This is a genomic window from Paraburkholderia phosphatilytica (genome assembly GCF_003443895.1).
In the GTDB taxonomy this organism is placed as follows: domain Bacteria; phylum Pseudomonadota; class Gammaproteobacteria; order Burkholderiales; family Burkholderiaceae; genus Paraburkholderia; species Paraburkholderia phosphatilytica.
Genome location: NZ_QQOA01000014.1, coordinates 88169 through 114462, shown reverse-complemented (window position 1 = coordinate 114462; position 26294 = coordinate 88169). Strand labels below are relative to the sequence as shown.

The following is a 26294-nucleotide window of genomic DNA, read 5'->3' as shown; positions in this document are numbered from 1 at the left end:
CCACACCAGTGAGCCACGCTCGAGGGGCGAAGGCTACCTTGCCCCGCCCGCGGCCTCCAGCCGCCTGGTCGCCTCCGCGACGTCGTGCCGGAACCGCGTGAGCGCGGCGAGCGTCGCATCGGGCGGCTGCAGCGCGGCCCACAGCACCTCGACGAGCGCATCCGCGGTCGCGTCGATGTTCATGCGGCGGTTCGTGAGCGTCGCGTCCCACAGCACGTGCTCCATCGGCCCGAACACCATCGAGCGCAACAGACGCAGCGGCACGTCCGAGCGGATCTGTCCGGTCTCCTGGCCGCGAGCCAGCACGCGCATCAGCGGCGCTGTGTAGCGCCGCTGCAGGTCGGTCAGCGCCGCGCCGAGTTCGTGCTGCCGCGTGCGGCCCTCGGACAGCACCAGCGCACATAGACCCGTGCCGTTGACCAGCATCAGCCGCAGATGCATCCGCACGATGAACGCGAACTGCTGGCGCACGCTGCCGTCGCGCGGCAGGCCGGAGTCGATTGCCTCGATGATTTCGTCGTACCAGTCGCCGATCACGCGCGCGCATAGCTCCCGCTTGCCGCGAAAGTAGCTGAACACCGTCGCTTCCGATACGCCGACACGCTGCGCGATCTCCGCTGTGGTTGCGCGCTCGTAGCCTTTCTCCGAGAACACGTCGCGGCCCGCTTCGAGAATCTCCCGCACGCGCTGTTGCGACTTGCGGCCGGCCGGCTGGCGGCGGGTGGCCGGGCTGGTCGCCGCAGCCGTGGAGGTTTGTTGAGTCGTGGTCATATTAGGCGGGCTATTCGCATCGGATAGTCATCATACTAGCACCTGAAAAGCAATGAAATGCCGGGCTTTATGAATCTGAGCCGTACTCAGAAAAGCCTATTGACGTATACGGAAATTTGGCGTGAAATTCGGGCTGGACGGTTGGCGGAGCGCTCCACACAATGGCGTGTCCGGCAATCCGCACGCATCCCACCCATCCGGCATCAGCCATGCCAGGACCGGCACCGAGGAGACACTGATGAGCAACCTGACAGGTTTGCAGTTCCCGCTCGGCGAAGAGATCGAAATGCTGCGCGACAGCATCGCGAACTTCGCCGCCAAAGAAATCGCGCCCCGTGCCGGTGAGATCGACCGTACCGACCAGTTCCCGATGGACCTGTGGCGCAAGTTCGGCGACCTGGGCGTGCTCGGCATGACGGTGTCGGAAGAGTACGGCGGCGCGGACATGGGCTACACCGCGCACATGGTCGCGATGGAAGAGATCTCGCGCGCGTCCGCATCGGTGGGCCTCTCGTACGGCGCGCATTCGAACCTGTGCGTGAACCAGATCCACCGCAACGGCACCGAAGCACAGAAGCGCAACTATCTGCCGAAGCTCGTGTCCGGCGAACACGTCGGCGCGCTTGCAATGAGCGAGCCGAACGCCGGTTCGGACGTGGTCAGCATGAAGCTGCGCGCGGACAGGAAGGGCGACCGCTACGTGCTGAACGGCACGAAGATGTGGATCACCAACGGCCCGGACTGCGACACGCTGGTGGTCTACGCGAAGACCGATATCGATGCCGGCCCGAAGGGCATTACCGCGTTCATCGTCGAGAAGGGCATGAAGGGCTTTTCAGTGGCGCAGAAGCTCGACAAGCTCGGCATGCGCGGCTCGCATACCGGTGAACTCGTGTTTCAGGATGTTGAAGTGCCGGAGGAAAACATCCTCGGCGCGCTGAACGGCGGCGTGAAGGTGCTGATGAGCGGCCTCGATTATGAGCGCGCGGTGCTCGCCGGCGGCCCGACCGGCATCATGGTCGCGGTCATGGACGCGGTCGTGCCGTATATCCACGACCGCAAGCAGTTCGGCCAGCCGATCGGCGAATTCCAGCTGATCCAGGGCAAGGTCGCCGACCTCTACACCACGCTGCAGGCGTGCCGCGCGTATCTGTACGCGGTGGGCCGCCAGCTCGACACGATCGGCCGCGAGCACGTACGCCAGGTTCGTAAAGATTGCGCGGGGGTGATTCTCTACACCGCTGAAAAGGCCACGTGGATGGCCGGCGAAGCGATCCAGATTCTCGGCGGCAACGGCTACATCAACGAGTATCCGGTCGGCCGTCTGTGGCGCGACGCGAAGCTCTACGAGATCGGCGCGGGCACGAGCGAGATTCGCCGCATGCTGATCGGCCGCGAGCTGTTCGCGGAAACGATGTAAGCGTCAGCGCGACAGTTCACGTCGCGCCTAGCAAGCCGTGACAGCACAGAGGACAGCACGCCCATGCCGATCATCGAAACGAAACTGAACCCGCGCTCCGACGACTTCCGCGCGAACGCGGCCGCGCTCGAAGCGCTCGTCGCCGATCTGCGCGCGAAGATCGACCAGCTCGCGCAAGGCGGCGGCCAGGCGGCGCGCGACAAGCACGTGTCGCGCGGCAAACTGCTGCCGCGCGATCGCATCGCGCAGCTGCTCGATCCGGGTACGCCGTTCCTCGAGCTGTCGCAGCTCGCCGCATACGGCATGTACAACGACGACGCGCCGGGCGCGGGCGTGATCACGGGCATCGGCCGCGTGGGCGGCCAGGAGTGCGTGATCGTCTGCAACGATGCCACCGTGAAGGGCGGCACCTACTATCCGGTCACGGTGAAGAAGCATGTCCGCGCGCAGGAAATCGCCGCGGAAAACCGCCTGCCGTGCGTGTATCTCGTCGATTCGGGCGGCGCGAACCTGCCGAACCAGGACGACGTGTTCCCCGATCGCGATCACTTCGGCCGCATCTTCTTCAACCAGGCGAATCTGTCCGCCGCGGGCATTCCGCAGATCGCGGTCGTGATGGGCTCGTGCACTGCGGGCGGCGCTTACGTGCCCGCGATGAGCGACGAGTCGATCATCGTGAAGAACCAGGGCACGATTTTTCTCGGCGGTCCGCCGCTTGTGAAAGCAGCCACCGGCGAGGAAGTGAGCGCGGAAGACCTGGGCGGCGGCGACGTGCACACACGTCTGTCCGGCGTGGTGGACCATCTCGCGCAGAACGACGCGCATGCGCTTTCCATCGCGCGCAGCATCGTCGGCAATCTGAACCGCACGAAAACGCCGCCTGTCGTGATGCAGGAACCGAAGCCGCCGCGCTTCGACGCGAAGAGCATCTACGGCGTGATTCCTGCGGATACGCGCAAGCCGTTCGACATCCGCGAGGTGATCGCGCGCATCGTCGACGACTCGGCCTTCGACGAATTCAAGGCGCGCTACGGCACCACGCTCGTCACCGGTTTCGCGCACATCTGGGGGCACCCGGTCGGCATCGTCGCGAACAACGGCATCCTGTTTTCCGAGTCGGCGCTGAAGGGCACGCACTTCATCGAGCTGTGCGCGCAGCGCAAGATTCCGCTCGTGTTCCTGCAGAACATCACGGGCTTCATGGTGGGCCGCAAGTACGAGAACGAAGGCATCGCGCGCAACGGCGCGAAGATGGTGACGGCTGTCGCCACCGCGAAGGTGCCGAAGTTCACGGTGATCATCGGCGGCTCGTTCGGCGCGGGCAACTACGGCATGTGCGGCCGCGCGTATTCGCCGCGCTTCCTGTGGATGTGGCCGAACGCGCGCATTTCGGTGATGGGCGGCGAGCAGGCCGCGTCGGTGCTCGCGACGGTGCGACGCGACGGCATCGAAGCGAAGGGCGGTGCATGGTCGAAGGACGAGGAAGAGGCGTTCAAGCAGCCGATCCGCGACCAGTACGAACGCCAGGGCCATCCGTATTACGCGAGCGCGCGGCTGTGGGACGACGGCGTGATCGATCCCGCGCAGACCCGCGACGTGCTCGGCCTCGGCTTGTCCGCGGCGATGAACGCGCCGATCGAAGAGACGCGCTTCGGCGTGTTCCGGATGTGACGCGGCCCGTGTTGCGGCCTGTATTGCACGCCTTCAGACGCGGAGTTCATCGATGACTTACGAAACGCTGCTTCTCAACACTAACGCCCAGATTGCGACCGTCACGCTGAACCGCCCCGACGTGCGCAACGCGTTCAACGAGACGATGATCGCAGAGCTGACCGACGCGTTCGTTGCGCTCGATACGCGCGACGACGTGCGCGCCGTCGTGCTCGCCGCGAACGGCAAGGCGTTCTGCGCGGGCGCGGACCTCAACTGGATGAAGAAGATGGCGGGCTTCTCGGACGACGAGAACCGCGCCGACGCGCGGCGTCTCGCGCAGATGCTTAACGCGATCTATCGCTGCGGCAAGCCGGTGATCGCGCGCGTGAACGGCGACGTGTACGCGGGCGGCATGGGCCTGATCTCGGCGTGCGACGTGGTGGTGGCCGTCGAAGGCGCGCGCTTTTGCCTGTCGGAAGCGCGCCTCGGTCTGTTGCCCGCGACGATCGCGCCGTACGTGATCCGCGCGCTCGGCGAACAGGCATCGCGCCGCTACTTCGCAACCGCCGAGCAGTTCGACTGCGCGACGGCGCTGCGGCTCGGACTCGTGAGCGAAGCGGTGAGCGACAGTGAACTCGATGCGACCGTGCAACGCATTGCCGAAACGCTGTGCGCGAACGGACCGCACGCGGTGCGCGCATGCAAGCGGCTCGTGCAGGACGTCGCGGGCCGCGCGCTCGACGACGCGCTGATCGACGACACGGCCGGCCGTATCGCGCGGATTCGCGCGAGCGCTGAAGGGCGCGAGGGCGTCGCGTCGTTCCTCGAAAAGCGTTCGCCTTCGTGGCGTACGTGAAGCGCACTTGAAGCAACCGCAAGCCTCACAACGAGACCTCATATGTTCAACAAGATCCTGATTGCGAACCGCGGCGAGATTGCCTGCCGGGTCGCCGCGACCTGCAGGCGGCTCGGCATCGCGAGCGTCGCGGTGTACTCGGATGCGGACGCGAACGCGAAGCACGTTGCCGCGTGCGACGAAGCGGTGCATATCGGCGGCGCGACGGCGGCGGAGAGCTATCTGCGCATCGAGCGCATCATCGACGCCGCGCGCGCAACAGGCGCGCAGGCCGTGCATCCGGGCTACGGATTTCTGTCGGAGAACGAAGATTTCGCCGAGGCCTGCGAAAAGGCCGGCATCGTGTTCATCGGGCCGCCGGTCGAGGCGATCGCCGCGATGGGATCGAAGGCCGCCGCGAAGGCGCTGATGCATTCGGCCGCGGTGCCGCTCGTGCCTGGCTATCACGGCGACGATCAGGACGCGGCGCTGTTGCAGCGCGAAGCCGACGGCATCGGTTACCCGGTGCTGCTGAAGGCGAGCGCGGGCGGCGGCGGCAAGGGCATGCGCGTCGTGGAACGAAGCGCGGACTTCGCGGCGGCGCTCGCCTCATGCAAGCGTGAAGCGGCCAGCAGCTTCGGCAACGACCGCGTGCTGATCGAAAAATATCTGACACGGCCGCGCCACGTCGAAGTGCAGGTGTTCGCTGACAAACTCGGCGGCGCGGTGTGGCTGTTCGATCGCGACTGCTCGGTGCAGCGGCGCCACCAGAAGGTGCTGGAAGAAGCGCCCGCGCCGGGACTCTCCGACGAAACCCGTCGCGCGATGGGCGAAGCCGCGGTGGCGGCGGCGCGCGCGGTGAACTACGTCGGCGCGGGCACGGTGGAATTCATCATGTCGCCGGGCGGCGAGTTCTACTTCATGGAAATGAACACGCGCCTGCAGGTCGAGCATCCGGTCACGGAGATGGTGACGGGGCAGGACCTGGTCGAATGGCAGTTAAGGGTGGCGAGCGGCGAGCCGCTGCCGCTGCAGCAACATGAGATCGCAGTGACCGGTCACGCGATCGAAGCGCGCATCTACGCCGAGAATCCGGCGCGCGGCTTTCTGCCGTCCACGGGTACGCTGCGGCATCTGCGTGTGCCCGATGCCGTGGAGTTCCGCGTCGGCACGCTGAGCGGCGAACGCGCGCCGGTGCGCGTGGACAGCGGCGTGCGCGAGGGCGACACGATCACGCCGTTCTACGATCCGATGATCGCGAAACTGATCGTGCACGGCGCCGACCGCGACGAAGCACTGTTGCGGCTGACGCGCGCGCTGCGCGGCTTCGAGATCGTCGGGCCGCATACGAACGTCGAATTCCTGCAGCGGATCGCGACGAGCGTGCCGTTCTCGACCGCGGATCTCGATACCGGCCTGATCGAACGCAATCACGCGACGCTGTTCGCGCCGCGCGACAAGCCGGTGCATGCGGCGCTTGCGCTTGCGTGTGCCGCGTTGCTGGCCGGCAGCATGAGCGGCATGAGCGATGCACAGCAGGCGTCGCCGTGGACCGCGCTGTCGCACTGGCGGCTGAACGGCAGTTTCCGCCAGACGATCGACTGGCGCGATGTGGACACGGATGCCGCGCTGTCCGCGCAGTTCGTCGCGAACGGCGACGGCGCGACGCTCGAGACCGGCGACGAGCGCTATCCGTTCACGTGGTGGCGCTGCGATGGCGAGCACGAATTCGGCATGACGTTCGGCACGAGCCGGATCACCGGGCGCGTGTTCGTCGATGGCGATACGTTCCATGTGTTCTCGCGTGGCGATGCGTTCGCGTTCGAATGGCAGAACCTGCTCGCGCATGCGGCGGACGCCGAGCATGGCGAAGGCCGGCTGACCGCGCCGATGCCGGGCAAGATCATCGCGGTGCTGGTGGAAGCGGGCGCGGTGGTCGAAAAGGGCGCGCCGCTGATGGTGATGGAAGCGATGAAGATGGAGCACACGATCGGCGCGCCGGCAGCGGGCAAGGTGACCGAGGTGCTGTATGCGGTCGGCGATCAGGTGGCGGATGGTGCGCAGTTGCTGGTGCTGGAGGCGGGGTAGCAGGCACCCCTTCGCTACGCGAGCCGCGGATAACCCGCCGCTCGCGCTTCGTCTTCCATCCGCGTGATGACGTCGTAGTCGTTCAGCGTAAGTGTCGAGAATCCGCGCAGATGCAGGCGTGTCGCGCGTGCTGCGTCATGCTGCACGGCTTCCTCCAACGCGGCACGTAACGCCTTGATCGTTTCGGCCGGCACCTGTCGCGAGGCGATCAAAGGCAGACCCGGCGCCGCGCGCGTATAGCCCAGCGTGCGAACCTCGCGCGCAACGGCAGGCAAGGCTTCACGCACATAATCCATCGTCACGCAATCGATCGCCGCGACATCTGCGCGCCGTTCCGCGATCGCTCGCAGCGAACCCACGTGCGAGCCGGTGCGGATCGCTTCGCTGAAAAAGCGTCCTTTGTCAGCGAACGGCGCAACGGTATGGCGCAGCGCGTTCATGCCGCTATGCGAGTCGTCCTGGTTGTACGCCGCGCGCAGATTGCGCAGCGCTTCGATAGAGGCGTATCGCGCATCCGCATGCACAACGATCGCACTCGAATAGCGCGCGCCTTCATAGCCTTCGACATCGAACCTCGGCGTGGCGACGACCTGCACGTCCGCGTCGTTGAGATCGTGCGTGAGCGGATAACCGCAGGTTTGCGACAGCAGCAGGTTCGGTGCGCGCCACAGCGTGGGCAGATCGTCAGACTGAGAGACGATGCACGCATCGGACGCCACTGCGCGCAATACGTCCGCGAGCAACGCGCGCCAGTCGTCGGCGAGCGCGGGCGTGACGTTATACATCGGCAGGGCGGCGATCCAGGTCATGCCGGAGATTGTGGCACGTTCGCGCAGGCGGAGTTCGTGGGACGCGCAACGCCCTCAAGGCGTCCAGCGGTAGACGACGATACTCGACCCGTTGTAGTTGTCCTTCGTGATCACGTACTGCCCGCTCGACGTCAGGTAAGCCCGAAGGCCATACATCGAATCCACGTCGTTGCCGACGTCGACTGTCTGCGGGCTCGAATCGGTCAACGTGGTGACGAGCGCACCCGTCGTCAGATCGTAGACGTCGACGTTCGGCACCGTATGCACGTAACCGACGAACAGATAGTTGCCGGCCGCCGCGATCGACTTCGGATTCGCGCCCGTCTGCGTGATCACGGGGTTGGGCGTGCGGATGTTGCCCGCGGCCCAGCCGTGATACACCTCGATCCGGCCGTCCATCGCGGTCCAGTCCCAGTTGTTCGCGAGACCCTGCGCGAGAATCATCGTGTCGCTGTCGGGCTGGTAGACGATGCGCGTGGTCGGCCGCACGCTTTCCGGAATCGACGTCCACGTGCCGGCGCCCCACGCTGGTTTGCCGCTGCTGTCGAAGCCCGTCAGCGGGTAGTGGTAGATGCGGTTGGTGCGGTTCAGACCCGCCCAGACATCGCCTTTGCTGTCGAGGCAGAAGCCGCCCGTCACCTCCAGCGTCGTGTCGAACGGGTGGCCCGGAATCGCGCCGTCGGGGATCGCGATATAACCGTTCGCTGGGTTGAAGTGGAAGAAATAGAAGATGCCCGGATTCTGGCCCGACGCGACGAGTATCCGGTTGCCGCCGATCACGGCGAGCTGCCCGAAGTGCTCGTCGCGCTGCGTGTCGTTCATGTTGAGGCGTGGATCCGTGGGGTAGGTGAACGGATCGACGGTGTTCGCGACGAAGGTTCCGCCCGCGGTGCCGCTGTAGATGTTCGTGCCGCTGTAGAACCAGGCGCCGTCGGTTGCCGGATCGGGCGCGCCGACCGCTTCGAAGTTCAGCGACTGCAGCGTCCACAACAGCGTGCCGCCGCTGCTGTACGCGTGCAGGTCCGTGCCGCCGTTGCGGCCCAGGTCCCAGCCGCCGCCCCACGGATTGTTGAGCACGTACAGATTGCCGGCTGTGTCCTTGCCGATCCCTACGATTCGGGTGAAGCGCTTGTCGCCCACCTGGCCCTTGATGCCCGACGTGGTGTCGAGATAGCCGCCCTGAACGCCGAACGTGCCGACGAGTGCCGGTGCGCCGGACACGTCGTAGAGCTTGATGTTCATGTCCGGGCCTTCGTCGCCGACCATCAGACGCTGGCTCGACGCATCCAGATACAGCGCGGAAGGTTGCGAACCGGCGGGCAGCTGGATCGTGTCCAGCACCGCGCCGGCCGCGCTGAACTCGACGACGGTCCCGGCGCTCTTCTGCGCGACCCACAGGTTGCCGGCGCCGTCCAGCGCGAGTGCGCCCGGGCTGCTCAACGGGATGTCGCGCTGCCAGACGCCGGCGGTCGTGAACACGCGCACGCGGTTGCCGAAGAAGTCGCTCGCGTACAGCAGCGAGCCCGCGGTCGCGAGGCCCGTGATCACGTCGGCGCGGCTGACGGCGTTCCACACGCTCACCGGAATCACGAGGTCGCGCGTCCCGGTCGCGCGGTTGTAACGTCCCACCGAGCCGCTGCCATACGACGTGCCGTACTGCAACGCGGCGAAGATCGAGGTTGCGTTGCCCGTGATCGCGCCGCCCTGAAACTCGCTGTGATCGCCGATCGAGCCGAGGCTTTTGCCGTTCTGGTAGATCGCGACGCCGCCTTCGTTCTCGTCCCAGAACGACGCGGTGTAGATCACGCCTTCCGGCGCGACCCACATCGAGCGCGCGGTGTTGCCGACATGCGCGGCGAGCGTGCCGAACGTATTGGCGATCCAGTCGGTCGTGTACTGCGCGTGGCAGGTTGAGGCGAGCAATGCGAGCGCGGCGCCGCACAGAACCGCGCGTATCAGTGATCGGATCATGCGGGTTGCCCTCGTGAGCGTGATGGTGACGGGCCGTGAATGCGGCATCAGGATGCGCGTCGTTCCGTGTCAGCGGATACCGAATGCGCTGCAGGAAATCCTGTCGGATAACGAAGCAATCCCTTGGCCTGAGCAAGGCCCAGACTGACGATTTCTTTTTTGGACGAAATGTTTTTGCCTGTCAAACGCGGAAAGGTTTCATTCCATTTCTTTCTGATTTTTTATTCTTTTATTGTGCTTGCAAATTCAAGGCGGATAAAAGCGGTCGAGATGACCAACGAGCTGGCTGAAGCGAAGGTCACGCAAGCCGGTTCAAACAGGAACGGCTGCGCAGGCCCCGCGGAGACGCGCGCGTATGGGCTGCACCGTACGGCTGATGCGGATCGACAACGGAGCGATTTAAACGGCATGAGGAAATTCTGATAAGTCATATTCATGCAAACCCTTAGGGTGGTATGCTTCCTGCACAAATTCTCCTATGCACGAGTGAGACCTTGTTTTGTGCTTCTCGCCAGGGAACGACCGCACTACTGCAGTGCGGCGATTTAAAAGGCGGCACAAAACGCATAAGCCAATTGTGCAACCGAGGGCATACGCGAATCGCCTGTTCACGAAGTTCGCGATTGCCCGAAGCCGCAGCCCCGGCCTGGCTGCGTGGAGAAACGCATGTCTGTCGAAGAGTTGAGCAACGAAGAGTGGTCGCAGCTGGTCGCGCTGCTGTCCGACGAGCCGGTCATGCGTCTGAACCGGCGTGGCCGTCCGCGCGCCGAGCCGCGCATCGTGGCCAATGCCGTCCTGTGGATCCTTGCGACCGGCGAACCCTGGTCGAAACTGCCGGGGCGCTTTCCGTCCGGGCCCACGTGCCGTCGCCGTTTCGAGGAATGGCAACGCAACGGCACGCTGGCCGGGATGGTCCGCATCCTGTCGCAGAACGGCCGGCAATTTCCCTATATTCCCGAACTCGATGCACCCCCGCTGCCGCGTGCGGTCGAAGCGCCGGTGGCCTGTGTGCGCGACGAAGGCCGACGGGACGACGGTGCGTTCGGTGTCTACTGGAGAAGCCCCGAATCGTGGCAAGCGTCCGGCGCCGTCGCGGAAACATACGTGGCCGGGCAGCCAGCCGATCCGTTCGCGACGATCACGCGGCAGCTCGCCGGGCAGGACGGGTTGCCGGTGGCCGTGTCTGTGCCCCCGCCATCGCGCGCAGGCGCCTTTGGCGTGATGCCGAATGCGCAGCGTCGCGTGCCCGTGCCGCCCGCCATGCCGGCGCGCAGTCCGCTGGTCTGGTCGAGCCAGGCATCGCTGGGTGAGCAGATCGTGAACCGGTACGGTTATCTGGTTCACGCGCTGGTGCACAAGGCGTCGAACGACACGTATCGCGCCGCGGTCGAGATTACGCGCGACGGCAAGCGGGTCGAACGCTCCGGTCTGATCGGGCCGCGCTTCGACCACGCCGAGGCGGCGCGATGCTACGCGCTGGACTGGGCGCAGCAATGGATCGACGCGGACCTGCGCGTGCACAACGGCGTCGGCGAACCGCAGCGGCAGCATGAATGCGTGGCGCAGCACGCGCCCGCGATGCCGGCTGCCACGCTCGATGAGCTCGCACGGCAGCCCGTCGCACTGCAGCCCGATCAGGAAGCACTGGAAGCGGTCAAGGCGGTGGCGACGCTCGCATGCGTGCCGGACACGATGAACGTGAACGGCCGCTGGGTGCCGTTGAAACGGTATCCGTCAGAGCGCGTACCGACGCTGGCGGATGGCGAAGGCGATCCGGGCGGTTCCGCGAACGACGTGCCGCGGCTGCTGGTCCAGGTCGGGTGAGCTACGTGAACGTGAAAATGAGCGTGCGCTGAGCGGAGCGCGGTCATCGCCATTCGACCGCGCCCCGCCGTTCGCCGCACACGCGCGGCTTTACTTCCACCGCTTCACTTTCTCCCATAGGTATCGTCGAAACGCACGATGTCGTCTTCGCCGAGATAGGAGCCCGACTGCACTTCGATGATTTCGAGCGGCATCTTGCCGGGGTTTTCGAGCCGGTGCGTGACGCCGAGCGGGATGTACGCGGATTCGTTTTCCGACACGACGAAGCGTTCGTCGCCGCGCGTCACGAGCGCCGTACCGCGCACGACGATCCAGTGCTCCGCGCGGTGATGGTGCATCTGCAGCGACAGACGCGCGCCCGGCTTCACGACGATGCGCTTCACCTGGAAGCGCTCTCCGGCATCCACCGAATCGTAGTGCCCCCACGGGCGATGCACCTTGCGATGATTCGACGCCTCAGTGCCGTGATTGCCCTGAATCTGTTTCACCACCTTCTTCACGTCCTGCACGCGTGCCTTGTCGGCGACGAGAATCGCATCCGGCGTCTCGACGACGACGAGATCGTGCGTGCCGACGCAGGCGATCAGGCGTCCTTCGGAATGCGCGAAGGTGGTCTGCGCGCCTTCGAACAGCACATGCCCCCGGCCTACGTTGCCCGTATCGTCTTTCGGCGAGATCGCCCAGATCGCATCCCACGAGCCGACGTCGGACCAGCCGGCCGCGAGCGGCACGACCGCGCCGGTCGCCACCGAGGCATCGCTGCCGAGCCGCTCCATCACCGCGTAGTCGATCGAATTGGACGGTGACGCCGCGAACGCATCGCGCCCCACGCGAAAGAAGTCGCCGTCCGCGGTGCCGGTCGCGCAGGCGTCGATGCACGCGTCGTAAATGGCGGGCTCGAAGTGGCGGATCGCCTTCAGCCACGTGGACGCGCGCACGATGAAAATGCCGCTGTTCCACCAGTACGCGTTCGATGCGACGTACTGCTGCGCGAGCTCCAGATGCGGCTTTTCGACGAATCGTTCGAGGTGTCGCGCCGCGCTAACGGCACCAGGCGCACTAATGTCCGGCCCTTCGCCATCCGCTGCCTGCGCGAGCGGCTCGCCGATCCGGATATAGCCGAAGCCCGTTTCCGCATGCGTCGGCACGATGCCCATCGTTACGATATGGCCGGTCACCGCGAAGCGCACGCCCTGTCCGAGCGCGGACTGGAAGCCTGACAGGTCGGCGACGGCATGGTCGGCGGGCATCACGACCATGATGCCGTCTTCGTCGTCGGTAGCGATCGACAGCGCGGCCACCGTCAGCGCGGGTGCCGTGTCGCGTCCCGTCGGTTCGAGAATCAGGCGCGCGGCCTTGCCGCTCGTGCGCAACTGCTCGGCGGTCGTGAAGCGATGTTCCTCGTTGCAGACCACCACGAGCTGCTCCGCGAGCGGGTAGCCCGCATCGAGCGCGTCGAGCCTGCGCGCGGTGGATTGCAGCAGCGAATCGCTGCCCAGGAGTCCGATCAGCTGCTTCGGATGCTGCTCGCGGGACATCGGCCACAGGCGCGTGCCCGAGCCGCCCGCGAGAATGACCGGATGCACTTTCAGTTTGACGCCGGCAGCAGCGGTGGTACGGGCGCCACTCGCGGTTGCTGCCGTTGTAACCGGAACCGACATGTCGTTCTCCTCACACTGAATGGGTGCGGGTAGTTGTAGCACGACGTAAATCGTCAATAAAACGCATCGATAATCCGTTTAAATTTTATCTTCCGGTGTCGGGACCTGTGTGTCGGCAGGAATTTCGATGAATTCAGGCGGATAAAAATAATTCGAAAAAATACCGCCGCCATTCGACTGGTGGCGCGGTGCGTGACGCTGCGCCGCTGGAACGCCTGTCAGTCGGGCATCTGGCCGCATCGATCAGCGGTAAAAATATAAAAATAAGTCAGAAAAAATCCCCGCGGAATTTAAAGATTTTTTGCCAGCTTGCGCCGGAAATTTAAATGCGGCTTTATCTATACCCATGCAGGTGACCGGGTCGCATTTCGCCAGCGCAACACAAAGCAATGCGATTCCGGACGCCGGTTGCCCGATCGACACGAGGTGCGCTTCCATGCTGAGCGTTCTATCCAGAATCATCGACATTGCCATGGTGACCGCCGGCGCGCTGATCGCCGCCGCGGCGTATGGCGGCGAGTTCGTCTGGCTCAGCGACTTCCAGGACATCGCGCTCGCGTTCAACTGTCTGCTCGTGATCTGGCTGTTTCCCGTGTTCGGCATCTATCAGTCGTGGCGCGGTCAGCGTGTCTACGATCTGCTGGTGCGCGTCGCGCTCGCGTGGCTCGTCGTGGAAGGCATCGGCATCCTGATCAGCTTCAGCCTGCATCGTTCGGACCTGCTGTCGCGGTTGTGGCTCGCGTACTGGGCCGTCGCAAGCGTCGCCTTGCTGATGCTCTCGAAGGGCATCGTGCATACGGTGCTGAAGGGGCTGCGGCGCGGCGGCTATAACCACAAGGCCGTCGCGATCGTGAGCGGCGCGCGCTATGCGCGTTTCCTGAGCCGCCAGATGCGCGGCCGCCCGGAGGCCGGCTTCCGGCCGGTCGCGGTGTTCGACGACGATGAAGGCGAGCATCAGGAGATCGACGGCATGCCGGTGGAGCGCGACTTCGACGCGATGATCCGTCTGATCCGCGGCCGCAACATCCGCGAACTGTGGCTCGCGCTGCCCATCTCGAAGGAACGCACGATCCATCGCTTCGTGGTGGAGCTGCGCAACGACTTCGTGAACATCCGCTTCATTCCGGACGTGCAGAGCCTGACGCTGTTCCGCGAGCCGGTGGTCGATCTGCTGGGCGTGCCCGCGATCAATCTCGCCGCGTCGCCGATCACCGATCTGCGCGTGCTGCCGAAACGCGTGTTCGACCGCTTCTTCGCGCTCGGCGCGCTGACCGCGCTCGCGCCGCTGATGCTCGTGATCGCGATGCTGGTCAAGCTGTCTTCGCCGGGGCCGGTGTTTTTCCGCCAGAAGCGCAAGGGTATCGACGGCAACCAGTTCGAGATTTTCAAGTTCCGCTCGATGCGCGTGCATCACGAGGCGGCCGGCAAGGTCACCCAGGCTCGACGCGGCGATCCGCGCATCACGCGGGTCGGCGCGTTCCTGCGCCGCACGAGCCTCGACGAACTGCCGCAGTTCATCAACGTGCTGCTCGGCGACATGTCGGTGGTCGGGCCGCGCCCGCATGCACTCGAGCACGACGACATCTACAAGGATCTGGTGAAGGGCTACATGCACCGCTACCGGATCAAGCCCGGCATCACCGGCTGGGCGCAGATCAACGGCTATCGCGGCGAAACCGACCGGATCGAAAAGATGATGGGCCGCGTGAAGCTCGACCTGTACTACATGCAGCACTGGACCTTCTGGCTCGACATCAAGATCGTCGCGCTGACGATGTGGAAGGGCTTCGCGGGACGCAACGCGTACTGAACTCCTGTTACCGAGGTGCAATCCATGAATGTGACGATCATCGGCAGCGGCTACGTAGGGCTCGTGACGGGCGCCTGCCTCGCGGACATCGGCAACGACGTGTTCTGCCTCGACGTGGACGCGCGCAAGATCGACGTGCTCAACGGCGGCGGCATGCCGATCCACGAGCCGGGTCTGCTCGACATCATCGCGCGCAATCGCCGCGCGAAGCGGCTCACGTTCTCCACCGACGTGGAGGCGGCCGTCGCGCACGGCGACATCCTGTTTATCGCGGTGGGCACGCCGCCGGACGAAGACGGCTCGGCGGACCTGCAATACGTGCTCGCGGCGGCGCGCAACATCGGCCGCCATATGGACGGCTTCAAGGTGATCGTCGACAAGTCGACGGTGCCGGTCGGCACGGCCGCGCGCGTGAGCGATGCGATTGCCGGCGAGCTGAAGGCGCGGGGCGCGCGGCACATGTACTCGGTGGTGTCGAATCCGGAGTTCCTGAAGGAAGGCGCGGCTGTCGAAGACTTCGCGCGGCCCGATCGCATCGTGCTGGGCTGCAGCGACGACGTGCCCGGCGAAAAGGCCCGCGAACTGATGAAGCGCCTGTACGCGCCGTTCAACCGCAACCGCGAACGCACGCTGCACATGGACGTGCGCTCTGCCGAGTTCACGAAATACGCGGCGAACGCGATGCTCGCCACGCGCATCTCGTTCATGAACGAACTCGCGAATCTGGCCGACGTGGTGGGCGCCGATATCGAAGCAGTGCGGCGCGGCATCGGCTCCGATCCGCGCATCGGCTACGACTTCCTGTACGCGGGCTGCGGCTATGGCGGCTCGTGCTTTCCGAAAGACGTGCAGGCGCTCGCGCGCACGGCCGACGAACACGGCCAGAGCCTGCGCATCCTGCAGGCGGTCGAGGCCGTCAACGAAACGCAGAAGCAGATTCTCGCGCACAAGATCGTGGCGCGCTTCGGCGACGACCTGAGCGGCCGCACGTTCGGCGTCTGGGGTCTCGCGTTCAAGCCCAATACCGACGACATGCGCGAAGCGCCGAGCCGTCCGCTGATCGCGGCACTGCTCGCGCTCGGCGCTGCCGTGAAAGCGTACGACCCGGTCGCGACCGGCGAAGCCACGCACGCGTTCGAGCGCGATCTCGCGCATGCGCCCGCGCAGCACGCGCGCCTCACGTTCGCCCCCGACGAAATGGACGTGCTGGACGGCGCCGACGCGCTCGTGATCCTCACCGAATGGAAAGTCTTCAGGATGCCTGATTTCGACGCGCTGAAGGCGCGCCTGAAGGCGCCGCTGATTTTCGACGGCCGCAATCTTTACGAACCCGCCGCGATGCGCGAACTCGGCTTCGAGTATCACGCGATCGGCCGTCAGGGCACACAGACGGACCGCGCGCTGCACGACGACGTGAACGCGCTCGCCGGCGCGGACGCATGACACAACGCCGAGGAGCCGACGCCATGTTCGACAACGTGCTGATCGTCTGCCATGCGAACGTGTGCCGCTCGCCCGCGGCGGAGCGGCTGTTTCGCGCGTGGCAGCGCCGCCGTTCGCGCGGCGCGTCGGCGTTTCACTCGGCGGGGCTGCGCGCGCTGGATGGCGACGGCATGGACCCGATGATGGTGCGGCTGCTCGCCGAACGCGGCGTCGGCGGCCATGAGCATTGTTCGCGGCGTCTCACGCGGCGCCTGATCTGCGATGCGGACCTCGTGCTCGTGACCGAGCGTCGCCAGGTGAAGCAGGTGGAAGCGCTCGCGCCGACCTCGCGCGGCAAGGTGCATGCGCTCGGCAAGTGGGAAGACTCGGACGTGCCCGATCCGCACGGCCTCGACGAGGCGATGTATCGCGACAGTCTCGCGTTGATCGAACATCTGGTGAAGGGATGGCTGGACCGACTATGCTGAAGCTCGACCTCGCAATCGCGCCTGCGCTGGCGCTGGTTCTCACCGTCTGCATGAGTGCGTGCTCGACGGCGCCCGGCAATTACCTCGATACGTCGCGGCTCGACGAAGCGGCCGCGCGCAAGCAGCAGCCGAACTATCCAGTCCACCTGATCGACGAAGAACTGGTCGACGAGCAGACCCAGGCCGCGCCGCCGCCGCAGGACCTGCCGCTGCCGCCGTTCGCGAATCCGGCGGACTACGTGTACCGGATCGCACCGCAGGACATTCTCGGCGTGACCGTGTACGACCATCCGGAACTGTCGACGCCGCAGGGCAGCACGTTTTCCGCAGGCGGCAACACCACGCAGACGCTCGGCCAGGCGCTCGCGCAGCCGTATACCGCCGCGTTGCCGGGCGAAGCGGATCCGTACGGGCAGACCGTCGCACCGGACGGCACGATCTACTTCCCGTTCGTCGGCCGCATTCATGCGGCGGGCAAGACCGTCAACGATCTGCGCGAGCAGCTTGCGAGCGGCCTCGTGCGCTACATCAGGAACCCGCAGGTCGACGTGCGCGTGCTCGCATACCGCAGCCAGAAGGTGCAGGTGACGGGCGAGGTCAAGCAGCCGGGGCCGCTCGCGATCAGCGACATGCCGCTGACGCTTGTCGACGCGATCACGCGTTCGGGCGGCACGACGACCGACGCCGACATCCAGCGCGTGCGGCTCACGCGCAACCACCACCTGTACGTGCTGGACGCGAACCGTCTGCTCGATCGCGGCGACACGTCGCAGGACGTGATGCTGCAGAGCGGCGACATCATCAACATTCCGGACCGCACCGACACCCGCGTCTTCGTGCTCGGCGAAGTGAAGACGCCGACCCAGATGCCGATGCTGAAGGGCCGCCTGACGATCGCGGATGCGCTCACGCAAGCCGGCGGCATTCTCGATACCGACGCGAACCCGCGCCAGATCTACGTGATGCGCGGAATGATGGACCACCCGACGCAGCCCGACGTGTACCGGCTCGACATGACGCAGCCGGACTCGATCATGCTGTCGACGAAATTCCAGCTGAAGCCGCTCGACGTCGTCTATGTCGGCACGGCTTCGTCCACGACGTTCAACCGCGTGCTGCTGGAGGTGCTGCCGACCATCCAGGCCGTGTTCTACACGAAGCAGATCACACGCTGACGCGCACCGCCACCCATCCACCGGGACCGAACCGTGAACACGCAAGCCCATACCGCACTGACCGTAACGCCGAAGACCGAAGAAGAGGACGTGGTCCTCGGCGACCTGCTGCAGGTCATGCTCGACGACGTCTGGTGGCTGATCGCGATTGCCGCGACGGTCGTGGCCATCGCAGTGTTCTACTGCTACGTCGCGAAACCCGTCTACACGGCGGATGCGCGCGTGCGCGTCGAGCCGTCGGATTTCACGTCGCAGGCGCTCACGCAGACTCAGACGGGCGCGGCGGTGTCGACCGGTTCATCGTCGCTGCCTACCGATGCCGAGATCGAGATGATCAAGAGCCGCAGCGTCGTCGAACCGGTGGTGGACCGCTTCAAGCTGAACTTCTTCGTCGCGCCGAAGACGATTCCGGTGCTCGGCAATCTCGCCGCGCGGCTCGCCACGCCCGGCGAACTGGCGAAGCCCTGGCTCGGCATGACATCGTTCGCATGGGGCGGTGAAGTGGCGGACGTGGATTCACTCGACGTGACGCCTTCGCTCGAAGGCAAGAAGCTCATGCTGACCGCGTTGCCGCAGGGCCGCTACACGCTCGAAGACAGCGACGGCAATCTGCTGCTGACGGGGCAGGTGGGTCAGCAGGCACAGGGCAACGGCGTGACGATCCTCGTGAAGCGGCTGGTGGCGCGGCCCGGCACGCGCTTCACGGCCGCGCGCATGAACGACCTCGACGCGATCACCGCGTTCCAGTCGGCGATCACCGTGCAGGAGCAGGGCAAGCAGACCGGCGTGATCGGCATCTCGCTCGAAGATACGGATGCCGAGCGCGCATCGCAGATCGCCAATGCGCTCGCGCAGTCGTACGTACAGGAGCACATCGCGACCAAGCAGGCCGACGCGAACAAGATGCTCGATTTCCTGCGCGCCGAAGAGCCGCGCCTGAAGGGCGATCTGGTGCGCGCGGAAGCGGCGTTGACCGATTATCAGAGCAAGTCCGGTTCGATCAACGCGAGCGAAGAAGCGAAGATCTATCTGGACGGCAGCATCCAGTACGAGCAGCAGATCTCGCAGATGAAGCTGCAGATCGCGACGCTCGATGCGCGCTTCGGCAGCGATCACCCAGTGCTGATCGCCGCGAGCGAACAGCTCGCGCAGCTCGAAGCCGAACGCGCGAAATACGACACGCGTTTCCGCGATCTGCCCGCTACCGAGGTGAAAGCGGTGCAACTGCAGCGCGACGCGAAAGTGGCCGAAGACATCTACGTGCTGCTGCTGAACCGCATTCAGGAGCTGTCGGTGCAGCGCGTCGGCACCGGCGGCAACGTGCACATCGTCGATGCGGCGATGCGGCCCGGCATGCCGTCGAAGCCGAAGAAGGTGCTGATCGTTTCGGCCGCGACGATTCTCGGCCTGATCGTCGGTACGGGTTTCGTGTTCGTGCGGCGCAACCTGTTCAAGGGCATCGTCGATCCGGAGCAGGTGGAGCGCGCATTTCATCTGCCGGTGTACGGGCTGATTCCGCTGTCCGCCGAGCAGGCGGTGCTGGAGCACACCGTGGTGCGCGGCGGCAACCGGCTGCGCTCGGTACTCGCGAGCGCACGACCGAAAGACGTCACGGTGGAAAGCCTGCGCAGCCTGCGGACCGCGCTGCAGTTCTCGACGATGGATGCGCGCAACCGCGTGATCATGCTGACCGGCGCGATGCCGGGCGTCGGCAAGAGCTTTCTCACCGTCAACCTCGCGGTGCTGCTTGCGCATTCAGGCAAGCGCGTGCTGATGATCGACGGTGACATGCGGCGCGGCGCGCTCGAACGCTATCTGGGCGGTTCGCCCGACAACGGTTTCTCCGAACTGCTGTCCGGACAGATCGCGCTCGACGAAGCGATCCGCGGCAGCGAAGTGGAGAACCTGCAGTTCATTTCGTGCGGCCGCCGTCCGCCCAATCCGTCGGAGCTGCTGATGTCGCCGCGTCTGCAGCAGTCGCTGGAGACGCTCGTCGAGCGCTACGACGTGATCCTGATCGACACGCCGCCGGTGCTCGCAGTGACGGACGCCGCGCTGATCGGCGCGCAGGCCGGCACCACGTTCGTCGCGGTGCGCTCGGGCATGCACAGCGAAGGCGAACTCGCGGACATGCTGAAGCGCCTGAAGTCGGGCGGCGTGCAGGTGCAGGGCGCGATCTTCAACGCGATGCCGCAGCGCGCGCGTGGCGCGTATGGACGCGGCTACGCGGCGGTGCAGGAGTATCTGAGCGCGTGATGCGGGCCAAGAGCCTCGCCTGCCGAACCGAAGTGCCGACGCACTGGAGGATCCCGATGAAAGTCTCCGTACTCGTTCCGACCTATCGCCGCCCGGCGGATCTCGCGCGTTGTCTCGCGGCGTTGACGCGGCAGCGGCGGCGTCCCGACGAAGTGATCGTCGTGGCCCGTCCTGACGACGAGATCACGCATGCAGGCCTGCGCCAGCATGTGGCGAGCCGCCTGCTGCCGCTCGTCGTGGTGCCGGTGGACGTGCCGGGCCAGGTGGCCGCGCTCAACCGCGGGCTCGACGCCGCGACCGGCGACGTGATCGCGATCACCGACGACGACGCCGCGCCGCGCAACGACTGGGTCGCGCGTATCGCGATGGCGTTCGACGCGGACCCGCGACTCGGCGCGCTCGGCGGCCGCGACTGGGTGCACCAGAGCGGCCGCGTGCTGGACGGCGCGCGGCCGCTCGTCGGCAAGCTGCGCACGTCGGGGAAGATTGTCGGCAACCACCATCTCGGGGTGGGCGTCGCGCGCGAAGTGGACCTGCTGAAAGGCGCGAACATGAGCTACCGCCGCGACGCGATCCGCGCGATCCGCTTCGACAGCCGGCTGCGCGGTGCGGGCGCGCAGGTGCACAACGACATGGCGTTCAGCATGAGCGTGAAGAACGCCGGCTGGAAGCTCGTCTACGACCCGCAGGTCGCCGTCGATCACTTCCCCGCCGAACGCTTCGACGAAGACCGCCGCGACGCGCAGACGATGCAGGCCGTGCGCAATGCCGCGTACAACCTGCATCTGATCCTGCGCGCGCAACTGCCGCCGATGCGTCGCGAGACCGCGTGGTGGTGGTATGCGCTCGTCGGCACGCGCGTGTATCCGGGCTTCGTGCATGCGGTGCTCGCGCTCGCGTCGAAGCGCGGCGGCGCGACGCTCGCACGCTGGCGCGCGGTGCGCACGGGCGCGCAGGAAGCACGCCGCGCCGCGCTGTGACGCACGTCGACATAGCACCGCGCCATCAGCGCACGAGCCATCACGGACAGTCGGGGGAATCCTGCATGAATGCGACCAAGGTCCACGTGCACCTGTTTTACGGCGCCGACCCGCGTCACTACCGCAAGGGCGACGATATCGGTTGCCTGTACGGTTATCACCACGCGGAGTCGGACGAGTTCGCGCTGACCTATTCGCAGGACACGCGCGAACGCACGCCGATGCGACTCGCGCGACGCGCGCTGAAAGCCGTGCTCGGCTTCGACTTCATTCACACATGGCGCAACCGCGGCGAAATCCTGCGCTCCGATGTGATCTGGACGCATACCGAGCACGAGCATCTGTCGGTCGCGCTGCTGCTGCTCCTGCACGGCCGCCCGCGCGCCACGGCGCCGCTGCTGCTCGCGCAGAGCGTGTGGCTGCTCGACCGCTGGCCCGAGTATGGCGCGCTGCGGCGCTGGTGCTATCGCCGGCTGATCGCGCGCGCGGACGTACTGACGACGCTCGCGAGCGACAACGCGCGGCTCTGCCGCCGCTATCTGGAGCGTGACGCGGTGCAGGTGTACTACGGCCTCAACACGGTCGACTTTCCGGTGCGCGCGCCGCGCGCGTGGCAGCCGCATACGCCGCTGCGGGTCGCCGCGATCGGTAACGACCGCGACCGCGACTGGGACACCTTCGTGAAGGCGTTCGGCCACGACGCGCGCTACGACGTGCGGCTCGCCACGCGCCGGCGGATTCCCGCGTCGTTGCATGCGCCGAATGTGCGGATCGCGTCGGCCCCTGGCCTTGCGAAACAGCGCGAGCTGTACGACTGGGCCGACGTGATCGTGGTGCCGCTGCGGCCGAACGCGCACGCGTCGGGCATTACCGTGATGCTGGAAGCGGCGGCCGTCGGCAAGCCGATGATCGTCACGCGCGTGGGCGCCGTCGACGATTACTTCGACGATCACGCGGTGTCCTACGTGCCGCCCTTCGATCCGGCCGCGCTGCGCGATGCCGCGAGCCGTCTCGCGGTGCGGCCCGAAGCCGCGCTCGCGCAGGCGTGCGAGGCCGTGGGACAACTCATCGCGCGCGATCTCACGACGCAGCACTACGCGCAGCAGCACGTGTGGATCACGAACGAACTGCTGCGCACGAAGCGTCCGCATGCGGCAACGGCGCGTTCGAACGCCGGCGGCTACGCATCCGGCCGCGCAGGCGGAGGGCTGTGACGCATGTCGACGCTCATCTCCGCGCCGGCGCACGATACGTCCGGCAGCGCGCCAGCACCACACGGCTCGCGCGCATCGCGCCTGTTGCGCGACGACCCGAAAGCCTGGCTGCCGCCGCTCGCGCTGTGGACGCTCACCGGCGTGCTGATCCTCGCGCATCAGGGCTCCGCGCTGACGGTCGGCTTTCCGGTGCTCGCGATCGCGACGGGCGTCTGGCTGTATTTCCGCAGCCCCGCGCGCTATGTCGGCTTCATGTGGTGGACGTGGTTCCTGAGCCCGGAAGTGCGGCGCCTCGCGGACTACGCGAAGGGCGCGTTCACGCCCACGAGCCTGATCCAGATCGCGCCGCTCGCGGTGACGATGGTGAGCGGGCTGTCGCTCGTGCGCTACTACCCGGTGCTCGCGCAGCGGCGCGGACTGCCGGTGCTGCTGATGCTCGGCGGCATCGCGTATGCGTACCTCGTCGGCGTGGTGTCGGTCGGGCCGCTCGCCGCGACTTACGATCTCGCGAACTGGCTCTATCCGGTGCTGATCGGCTTTCACATCATGGCGCATTCGCGCCAGTATCCGCAGTACCGCGACGCGATCGTCAACACGTTCATCTGGGGCATGCTCGCGATGGGCGGCTACGGCATCGTGCAGTTCTTCATCATGCCGCCGTGGGACGCGATGTGGATGATGGGCTCCGACATGAGCTCGCAGGGCGATCCCGTGCCGTTCGGCGTGCGCGTGTTCAGCACGATGAATTCGTCCGGTCCGTTCGCGTTCGCGATGATGGGCGCGATGGTGTTCGTGATGGCCGCGAAGCACCGCGTGCGCTGGGTGGCGGGCGCGCTCGGCTTCATCTCGTTCGCGCTTTCGCTGGTGCGCTCCACGTGGGGCGGCTGGGTGATCGCGCTGTTCATCCAGTTGCTGAAGTCGAACAACACCGTGCGCATTCGCATCGTCGCGAGCGCGGTGCTGCTGACCGGGCTGTGCGTGCCGCTGCTTGCGGTGGGGCCGGTGGCGGAGCGCATGCAGGCGCGGCTGCAGACGCTCGTGAATCTCCACGACGACCAGAGCTATGCCGCGCGCAACGCGTTCTACGCGACCTTCGCGAAGACCGCGTTCACCGACGTGACCGGCGAAGGCCTCGGCGCAACCGGCTCGTCGACGAAGCTCTCCAGCGACAGCGGCGAACTCGGCAAATACGGCAGCTTCGACAGCGGCGTGATGAACATTCCGTTCGTGCTCGGCTGGCCCGGCACGCTGCTGTATCTGTCGGGCACGTTGTGGCTGTTGATGCGCGCGGTGCGCGCATCGTTCGCGGTGCGCAACGACCGCTATGCATCCGCGTGCCTGAGCCTCGCGCTGTCGATCTTCGCGATGCTCGTGTTCACCAACTCGCTCGTCGGCACCGGCGGCCTGCTGCTGTTTTCGAGCGCGTTTTCGATCCTGTCCGCGGCGCACTGGCAGAAGGCCACGCGCAGGGCAGCCCGCATTCATCCCGGAGACACCTGATTGAGAGTCGCGATCGTCACCCACGTGGTGCGCCACAACGATGGCCAGGGGCGCGTCAATCATGAAATCGCCCGCGCCGCGCTCGAAGCGGGCTTCGAGGTTACGCTGGTCGCGTCGCAGGTCGCGCCCGAGCTGCTCGCGTATCCCCACGCGCGCTGGGTGCGCGTGAAGCCCGGCAAATGGTGGCCCACCAACCTGCTGCGCCAGCAGGTGTTCGCGCTGAAAAGCGCGCTGTGGCTGCGCGCGCATCGCGCGGATTATGACGTGCTGCACGTGAACGGCTTCATCACGTGGGCGAAGGCCGACGTGAACACCGCGCACTTCGTGCATGGCGGTTGGGCGCGCAGCCGCTACTACCCGTTCGGGATCGGCCGCAGCCTGTGGTCGTCGTATCAGTTCGTGTACACGCGCGTGAATGCGTGGCTCGAACGCTGGGCGTACCGCCGCTCGCGCGTGGTGGCCGCGGTATCGAAGAAGGTCGCCGACGAGATCGATGCGATCGGGCTCACGCCGCGCAACCGGCTCGATGTGATCTACAACGGCGTCGATGCCGAAGGCTTCGCGGCCGCGAGCGGCGACCGCGCGAAATTCGGCCTGCCGCAAGCTGCGTTTCTGCTGCTCTTCGTCGGCGACCTGCGTACGCCGCGCAAGAATCTCGGCACGGTGCTCGAAGCGTTGCGGACGCTGCCGCAGCACGTGCAGATCGCCGTCGCGGGTGTTCTGACCGATAGTCCGTATCCGGCGCTCGCGCGCAAGCTCGGCATTGCGCACCGCGTGCATTTTCTGGGGCTCGTGAAGGAGATGCCCGCGCTGATGCATTCGGCGGATGCGTTCGTGTTTCCGTCGCGCTACGAAGCGATGAGCCTGTCGCTGCTCGAAGCGATGGCGGCGGGTCTGCCGGTCGTCACCGCGCGCACCGCGGGCGGCGCGGAGATCATCACCGCCGAATGCGGGATCGTGCTCGACGATCCGGACGATCCACACGCGCTCGCCGATGCGGTCGCGCGCCTGGCCGACTGCAGCGAACGGTGCCGCGCGATGGGCCGCGCGGCTGGCGAACTCGCGGCGCAGTTCGGCTGGGCGCGGATGGCCGGGCAGTACCTCGCGCTGTACCGGCAACTGGCAGACGAACGCGAAGACCGCAGCGTCCAGACCGCAGCACTCGCACCCACACCAACGACGACGCAACCATGAAAGGGGAACCGACATGAACCACCGCTCAATCAAATCGCTGCAGATCGGCATGCACTGGTTTCCGGAGCGCGCCGGCGGCCTCGACCGGATGTACTACTCGCTGGTGGGCGCGCTGCCTGGCGCGGGCGTCGAAGTGCGTGGGGTCGTCGCGGGGTCGCCGCAGGTGGCGGAAGATACGGGCGGCGCGATCCAGGGTTTCGGCCCGGCGTCGCAGTCGCTGCCGTTGCGGCTGATGGCGGCGCGCCGCGCGCTGCGCCGGGAGATCGCGCGGCATCGGCCCGACGTGATCTCGTCGCACTTCGCGCTGTACACGTTTCCCGGCCTCGACGTCGCGCGCGGCATTCCGCAGGTTTCGCATTTCCAGGGTCCGTGGGCCGACGAGAGCCAGGTGGAAGGCGCCGATTCGCTCGGCCAGCGCGTGAAGCGCTATCTCGAACAGTCGGTGTACGAGCGCTCGTCGCGGCTGATCGTGCTGTCGAATGCATTCGGGCAGATCCTCACGTCGCGCTATGGGATCGACCCCGAGCGCATTCGCGTCGTGCCGGGCTGCGTGAACGTCGCGCAGTTCAATCTGCCGATGTCGCCCGCCGAAGCGCGGCATCGTCTGCAATTGCCGCACGGCCGGCCGATCGTGCTCGCGGTGCGGCGTCTGGTGCGTCGCATGGGCCTGGAAGATCTGATCGACGCGGTCAGCCTGCTGAAGAAGCGCGTGCCGGACGTGCTGCTGCTGATTGCGGGCAAGGGCAAGATCGGCGCGGATCTTCAGAAGCGGATCGACGACGCGGGCCTCGACGACAACGTCCGGCTGCTCGGTTTCGTACCCGACGCATATCTCGCCGCGCTGTATCGCGCAGCCACCATCAGCGTGGTGCCGACCGTCGCGCTCGAAGGCTTCGGGCTGATCACCGCGGAATCGCTGGCGTCGGGCACGCCGGTGCTGGTCACGCCGGTGGGCGGATTGCCGGAGGCGGTCGCGGGGCTGTCGCAGGATCTGGTGTTGCCTGCTACGGGCGCCGCGGCGATCGCGGATGGTCTCGCGGGTGCGCTGTGTGGAGCGATCCGGCTGCCGGACGCCGAAGCGTGTCACGCGTACGCGCGCGATCACTTCGACAACGCGGTGATCGCGAAGCGGGTCGCGCGGGTGTACGAGGAAGCGATCGCGGACGGCGTGCATTAGCGCGTAGCGGCGCCGCAGCGAAGGAGGGCGGCGCGACGCGCCGCCC

21 protein-coding genes are annotated in these 26294 nt (G+C 66.3%); 16 read left to right on the top strand and 5 right to left on the bottom strand.

Annotation, left to right across the window (positions count from 1 at the left end; translation table 11 throughout):
* Window positions 1–33: 33 nt before the first annotated feature.
* Window positions 34–771 (bottom strand): TetR/AcrR family transcriptional regulator, encoded by a 738-nt coding sequence (locus DVS29_RS17120; protein WP_118181653.1) that lies wholly within the window; start codon window positions 769–771, stop codon window positions 34–36.
* A gap of 238 nt (window positions 772–1009) precedes the next feature.
* Here DVS29_RS17120 and DVS29_RS17115 point away from each other — a divergent pair, with 238 nt between their 5' ends.
* The 4 genes from DVS29_RS17115 to DVS29_RS17100 all read left to right on the top strand — a co-directional run bounded on the left by DVS29_RS17115 (window position 1010) and on the right by DVS29_RS17100 (window position 6767).
* Window positions 1010–2191 carry an isovaleryl-CoA dehydrogenase gene (locus DVS29_RS17115; protein ID WP_118181652.1) on the top strand — a complete coding sequence of 394 codons (1182 nt, stop codon included), beginning with the start codon at window positions 1010–1012 and terminating at the stop codon, window positions 2189–2191.
* 63 nt (window positions 2192–2254) lie between these two features.
* Entirely contained in the window at window positions 2255–3862 is a 1608-nt protein-coding gene (locus DVS29_RS17110; RefSeq protein WP_118181651.1) for a carboxyl transferase domain-containing protein, read from the top strand.
* A 52-nt stretch (window positions 3863–3914) separates the two neighbouring features.
* Window positions 3915–4700, top strand: coding sequence for an enoyl-CoA hydratase/isomerase family protein (locus DVS29_RS17105; protein WP_118181650.1), 786 nt, complete (start codon window positions 3915–3917; stop codon window positions 4698–4700).
* A gap of 42 nt (window positions 4701–4742) precedes the next feature.
* On the top strand, window positions 4743–6767 hold the full coding sequence (locus tag DVS29_RS17100; protein WP_118181649.1) for an acetyl/propionyl/methylcrotonyl-CoA carboxylase subunit alpha: 2025 nt from the start codon (window positions 4743–4745) through the stop codon (window positions 6765–6767).
* 14 nt (window positions 6768–6781) lie between these two features.
* Here DVS29_RS17100 and DVS29_RS17095 read toward each other — a convergent pair whose 3' ends face one another.
* Window positions 6782–7576, bottom strand: a complete 795-nt coding sequence (locus DVS29_RS17095) for a phosphate/phosphite/phosphonate ABC transporter substrate-binding protein (protein WP_118181648.1) — start codon at window positions 7574–7576, stop codon at window positions 6782–6784.
* Between the two features lie 54 nt (window positions 7577–7630).
* Window positions 7631–9547, bottom strand: coding sequence for an NHL repeat-containing protein (locus DVS29_RS17090; RefSeq protein WP_118181647.1), 1917 nt, complete (start codon window positions 9545–9547; stop codon window positions 7631–7633).
* Between the two features lie 159 nt (window positions 9548–9706).
* Here DVS29_RS17090 and DVS29_RS36925 point away from each other — a divergent pair, with 159 nt between their 5' ends.
* On the top strand, window positions 9707–9970 hold the full coding sequence (locus tag DVS29_RS36925; protein WP_124800663.1) for a hypothetical protein: 264 nt from the start codon (window positions 9707–9709) through the stop codon (window positions 9968–9970).
* Between the two features lie 243 nt (window positions 9971–10213).
* Window positions 10214–11371, top strand: coding sequence for a transposase (locus DVS29_RS17085; protein WP_118181646.1), 1158 nt, complete (start codon window positions 10214–10216; stop codon window positions 11369–11371).
* A 104-nt stretch (window positions 11372–11475) separates the two neighbouring features.
* Here DVS29_RS17085 and DVS29_RS17080 read toward each other — a convergent pair whose 3' ends face one another.
* Together DVS29_RS17080 and DVS29_RS36920 are read right to left on the bottom strand one after the other, a co-directional pair.
* Window positions 11476–13032 carry a mannose-1-phosphate guanylyltransferase/mannose-6-phosphate isomerase gene (locus DVS29_RS17080; protein WP_118181645.1) on the bottom strand — a complete coding sequence of 519 codons (1557 nt, stop codon included), beginning with the start codon at window positions 13030–13032 and terminating at the stop codon, window positions 11476–11478.
* Between the two features lie 243 nt (window positions 13033–13275).
* Window positions 13276–13506, bottom strand: a complete 231-nt coding sequence (locus DVS29_RS36920; protein ID WP_164707934.1) for a hypothetical protein — start codon at window positions 13504–13506, stop codon at window positions 13276–13278.
* Between DVS29_RS36920 and DVS29_RS17075 the strand changes: the two genes are divergently transcribed.
* From DVS29_RS17075 to DVS29_RS17030, 10 genes are all read left to right on the top strand, one after another.
* Window positions 13469–14842, top strand: coding sequence for an undecaprenyl-phosphate glucose phosphotransferase (locus DVS29_RS17075; protein ID WP_118181644.1), 1374 nt, complete (start codon window positions 13469–13471; stop codon window positions 14840–14842). The genes DVS29_RS36920 and DVS29_RS17075 overlap by 38 nt on opposite strands.
* A gap of 24 nt (window positions 14843–14866) precedes the next feature.
* Window positions 14867–16285, top strand: coding sequence for a UDP-glucose dehydrogenase family protein (locus tag DVS29_RS17070; RefSeq protein ID WP_118181643.1), 1419 nt, complete (start codon window positions 14867–14869; stop codon window positions 16283–16285).
* Window positions 16286–16308: 23 nt separating this feature from the next.
* Window positions 16309–16752 carry an arsenate reductase/protein-tyrosine-phosphatase family protein gene (locus tag DVS29_RS17065; RefSeq protein ID WP_118181642.1) on the top strand — a complete coding sequence of 148 codons (444 nt, stop codon included), beginning with the start codon at window positions 16309–16311 and terminating at the stop codon, window positions 16750–16752.
* Window positions 16731–17927, top strand: coding sequence for a polysaccharide biosynthesis/export family protein (locus DVS29_RS17060; RefSeq protein ID WP_240655660.1), 1197 nt, complete (start codon window positions 16731–16733; stop codon window positions 17925–17927). Before DVS29_RS17065 ends, DVS29_RS17060 begins: the two co-directional genes overlap by 22 nt.
* Before the next feature lie 33 nt (window positions 17928–17960).
* The gene (locus DVS29_RS17055) at window positions 17961–20183 is read left to right on the top strand and encodes a polysaccharide biosynthesis tyrosine autokinase (protein ID WP_118181640.1); all 2223 of its coding nucleotides are present in this window, start codon (window positions 17961–17963) and stop codon (window positions 20181–20183) included.
* Between the two features lie 56 nt (window positions 20184–20239).
* A complete protein-coding gene (locus tag DVS29_RS17050) occupies window positions 20240–21163 on the top strand; it encodes a glycosyltransferase family 2 protein (RefSeq protein WP_118181639.1) in 924 nt (307 codons plus the stop codon).
* A gap of 65 nt (window positions 21164–21228) precedes the next feature.
* The gene (locus DVS29_RS17045; RefSeq protein ID WP_118181638.1) at window positions 21229–22377 is read left to right on the top strand and encodes a glycosyltransferase; all 1149 of its coding nucleotides are present in this window, start codon (window positions 21229–21231) and stop codon (window positions 22375–22377) included.
* 3 nt (window positions 22378–22380) lie between these two features.
* Complete coding sequence (locus DVS29_RS17040) at window positions 22381–23877, top strand: O-antigen ligase family protein (protein ID WP_205962468.1); 1497 nt, start codon at window positions 22381–22383, stop codon at window positions 23875–23877.
* The gene (locus DVS29_RS17035) at window positions 23878–25071 is read left to right on the top strand and encodes a glycosyltransferase family 4 protein (protein WP_118181637.1); all 1194 of its coding nucleotides are present in this window, start codon (window positions 23878–23880) and stop codon (window positions 25069–25071) included.
* Between the two features lie 13 nt (window positions 25072–25084).
* Window positions 25085–26248, top strand: coding sequence for a glycosyltransferase family 4 protein (locus DVS29_RS17030; protein WP_118181636.1), 1164 nt, complete (start codon window positions 25085–25087; stop codon window positions 26246–26248).
* The last annotated feature ends 46 nt before the right edge of the window (window positions 26249–26294 follow it).

Coding starts and splice junctions, on each gene's coding strand:
- DVS29_RS17120 (WP_118181653.1), bottom strand. CDS start 771: ATGACCACGACTCAACAAACCTCCACGGCTGCGGCGACCAGCCCGGCC.
- DVS29_RS17115 (WP_118181652.1), top strand. CDS start 1,010: ATGAGCAACCTGACAGGTTTGCAGTTCCCGCTCGGCGAAGAGATCGAA.
- DVS29_RS17110 (WP_118181651.1), top strand. CDS start 2,255: ATGCCGATCATCGAAACGAAACTGAACCCGCGCTCCGACGACTTCCGC.
- DVS29_RS17105 (WP_118181650.1), top strand. CDS start 3,915: ATGACTTACGAAACGCTGCTTCTCAACACTAACGCCCAGATTGCGACC.
- DVS29_RS17100 (WP_118181649.1), top strand. CDS start 4,743: ATGTTCAACAAGATCCTGATTGCGAACCGCGGCGAGATTGCCTGCCGG.
- DVS29_RS17095 (WP_118181648.1), bottom strand. CDS start 7,576: ATGACCTGGATCGCCGCCCTGCCGATGTATAACGTCACGCCCGCGCTC.
- DVS29_RS17090 (WP_118181647.1), bottom strand. CDS start 9,547: ATGATCCGATCACTGATACGCGCGGTTCTGTGCGGCGCCGCGCTCGCA.
- DVS29_RS17085 (WP_118181646.1), top strand. CDS start 10,214: ATGTCTGTCGAAGAGTTGAGCAACGAAGAGTGGTCGCAGCTGGTCGCG.
- DVS29_RS17080 (WP_118181645.1), bottom strand. CDS start 13,032: ATGTCGGTTCCGGTTACAACGGCAGCAACCGCGAGTGGCGCCCGTACC.
- DVS29_RS17075 (WP_118181644.1), top strand. CDS start 13,469: ATGCTGAGCGTTCTATCCAGAATCATCGACATTGCCATGGTGACCGCC.
- DVS29_RS36920 (WP_164707934.1), bottom strand. CDS start 13,506: ATGGCAATGTCGATGATTCTGGATAGAACGCTCAGCATGGAAGCGCAC.
- DVS29_RS17070 (WP_118181643.1), top strand. CDS start 14,867: ATGAATGTGACGATCATCGGCAGCGGCTACGTAGGGCTCGTGACGGGC.
- DVS29_RS17065 (WP_118181642.1), top strand. CDS start 16,309: ATGTTCGACAACGTGCTGATCGTCTGCCATGCGAACGTGTGCCGCTCG.
- DVS29_RS17060 (WP_240655660.1), top strand. CDS start 16,731: ATGGCTGGACCGACTATGCTGAAGCTCGACCTCGCAATCGCGCCTGCG.
- DVS29_RS17050 (WP_118181639.1), top strand. CDS start 20,240: ATGAAAGTCTCCGTACTCGTTCCGACCTATCGCCGCCCGGCGGATCTC.
- DVS29_RS17045 (WP_118181638.1), top strand. CDS start 21,229: ATGAATGCGACCAAGGTCCACGTGCACCTGTTTTACGGCGCCGACCCG.
- DVS29_RS17040 (WP_205962468.1), top strand. CDS start 22,381: ATGTCGACGCTCATCTCCGCGCCGGCGCACGATACGTCCGGCAGCGCG.
- DVS29_RS17030 (WP_118181636.1), top strand. CDS start 25,085: ATGAACCACCGCTCAATCAAATCGCTGCAGATCGGCATGCACTGGTTT.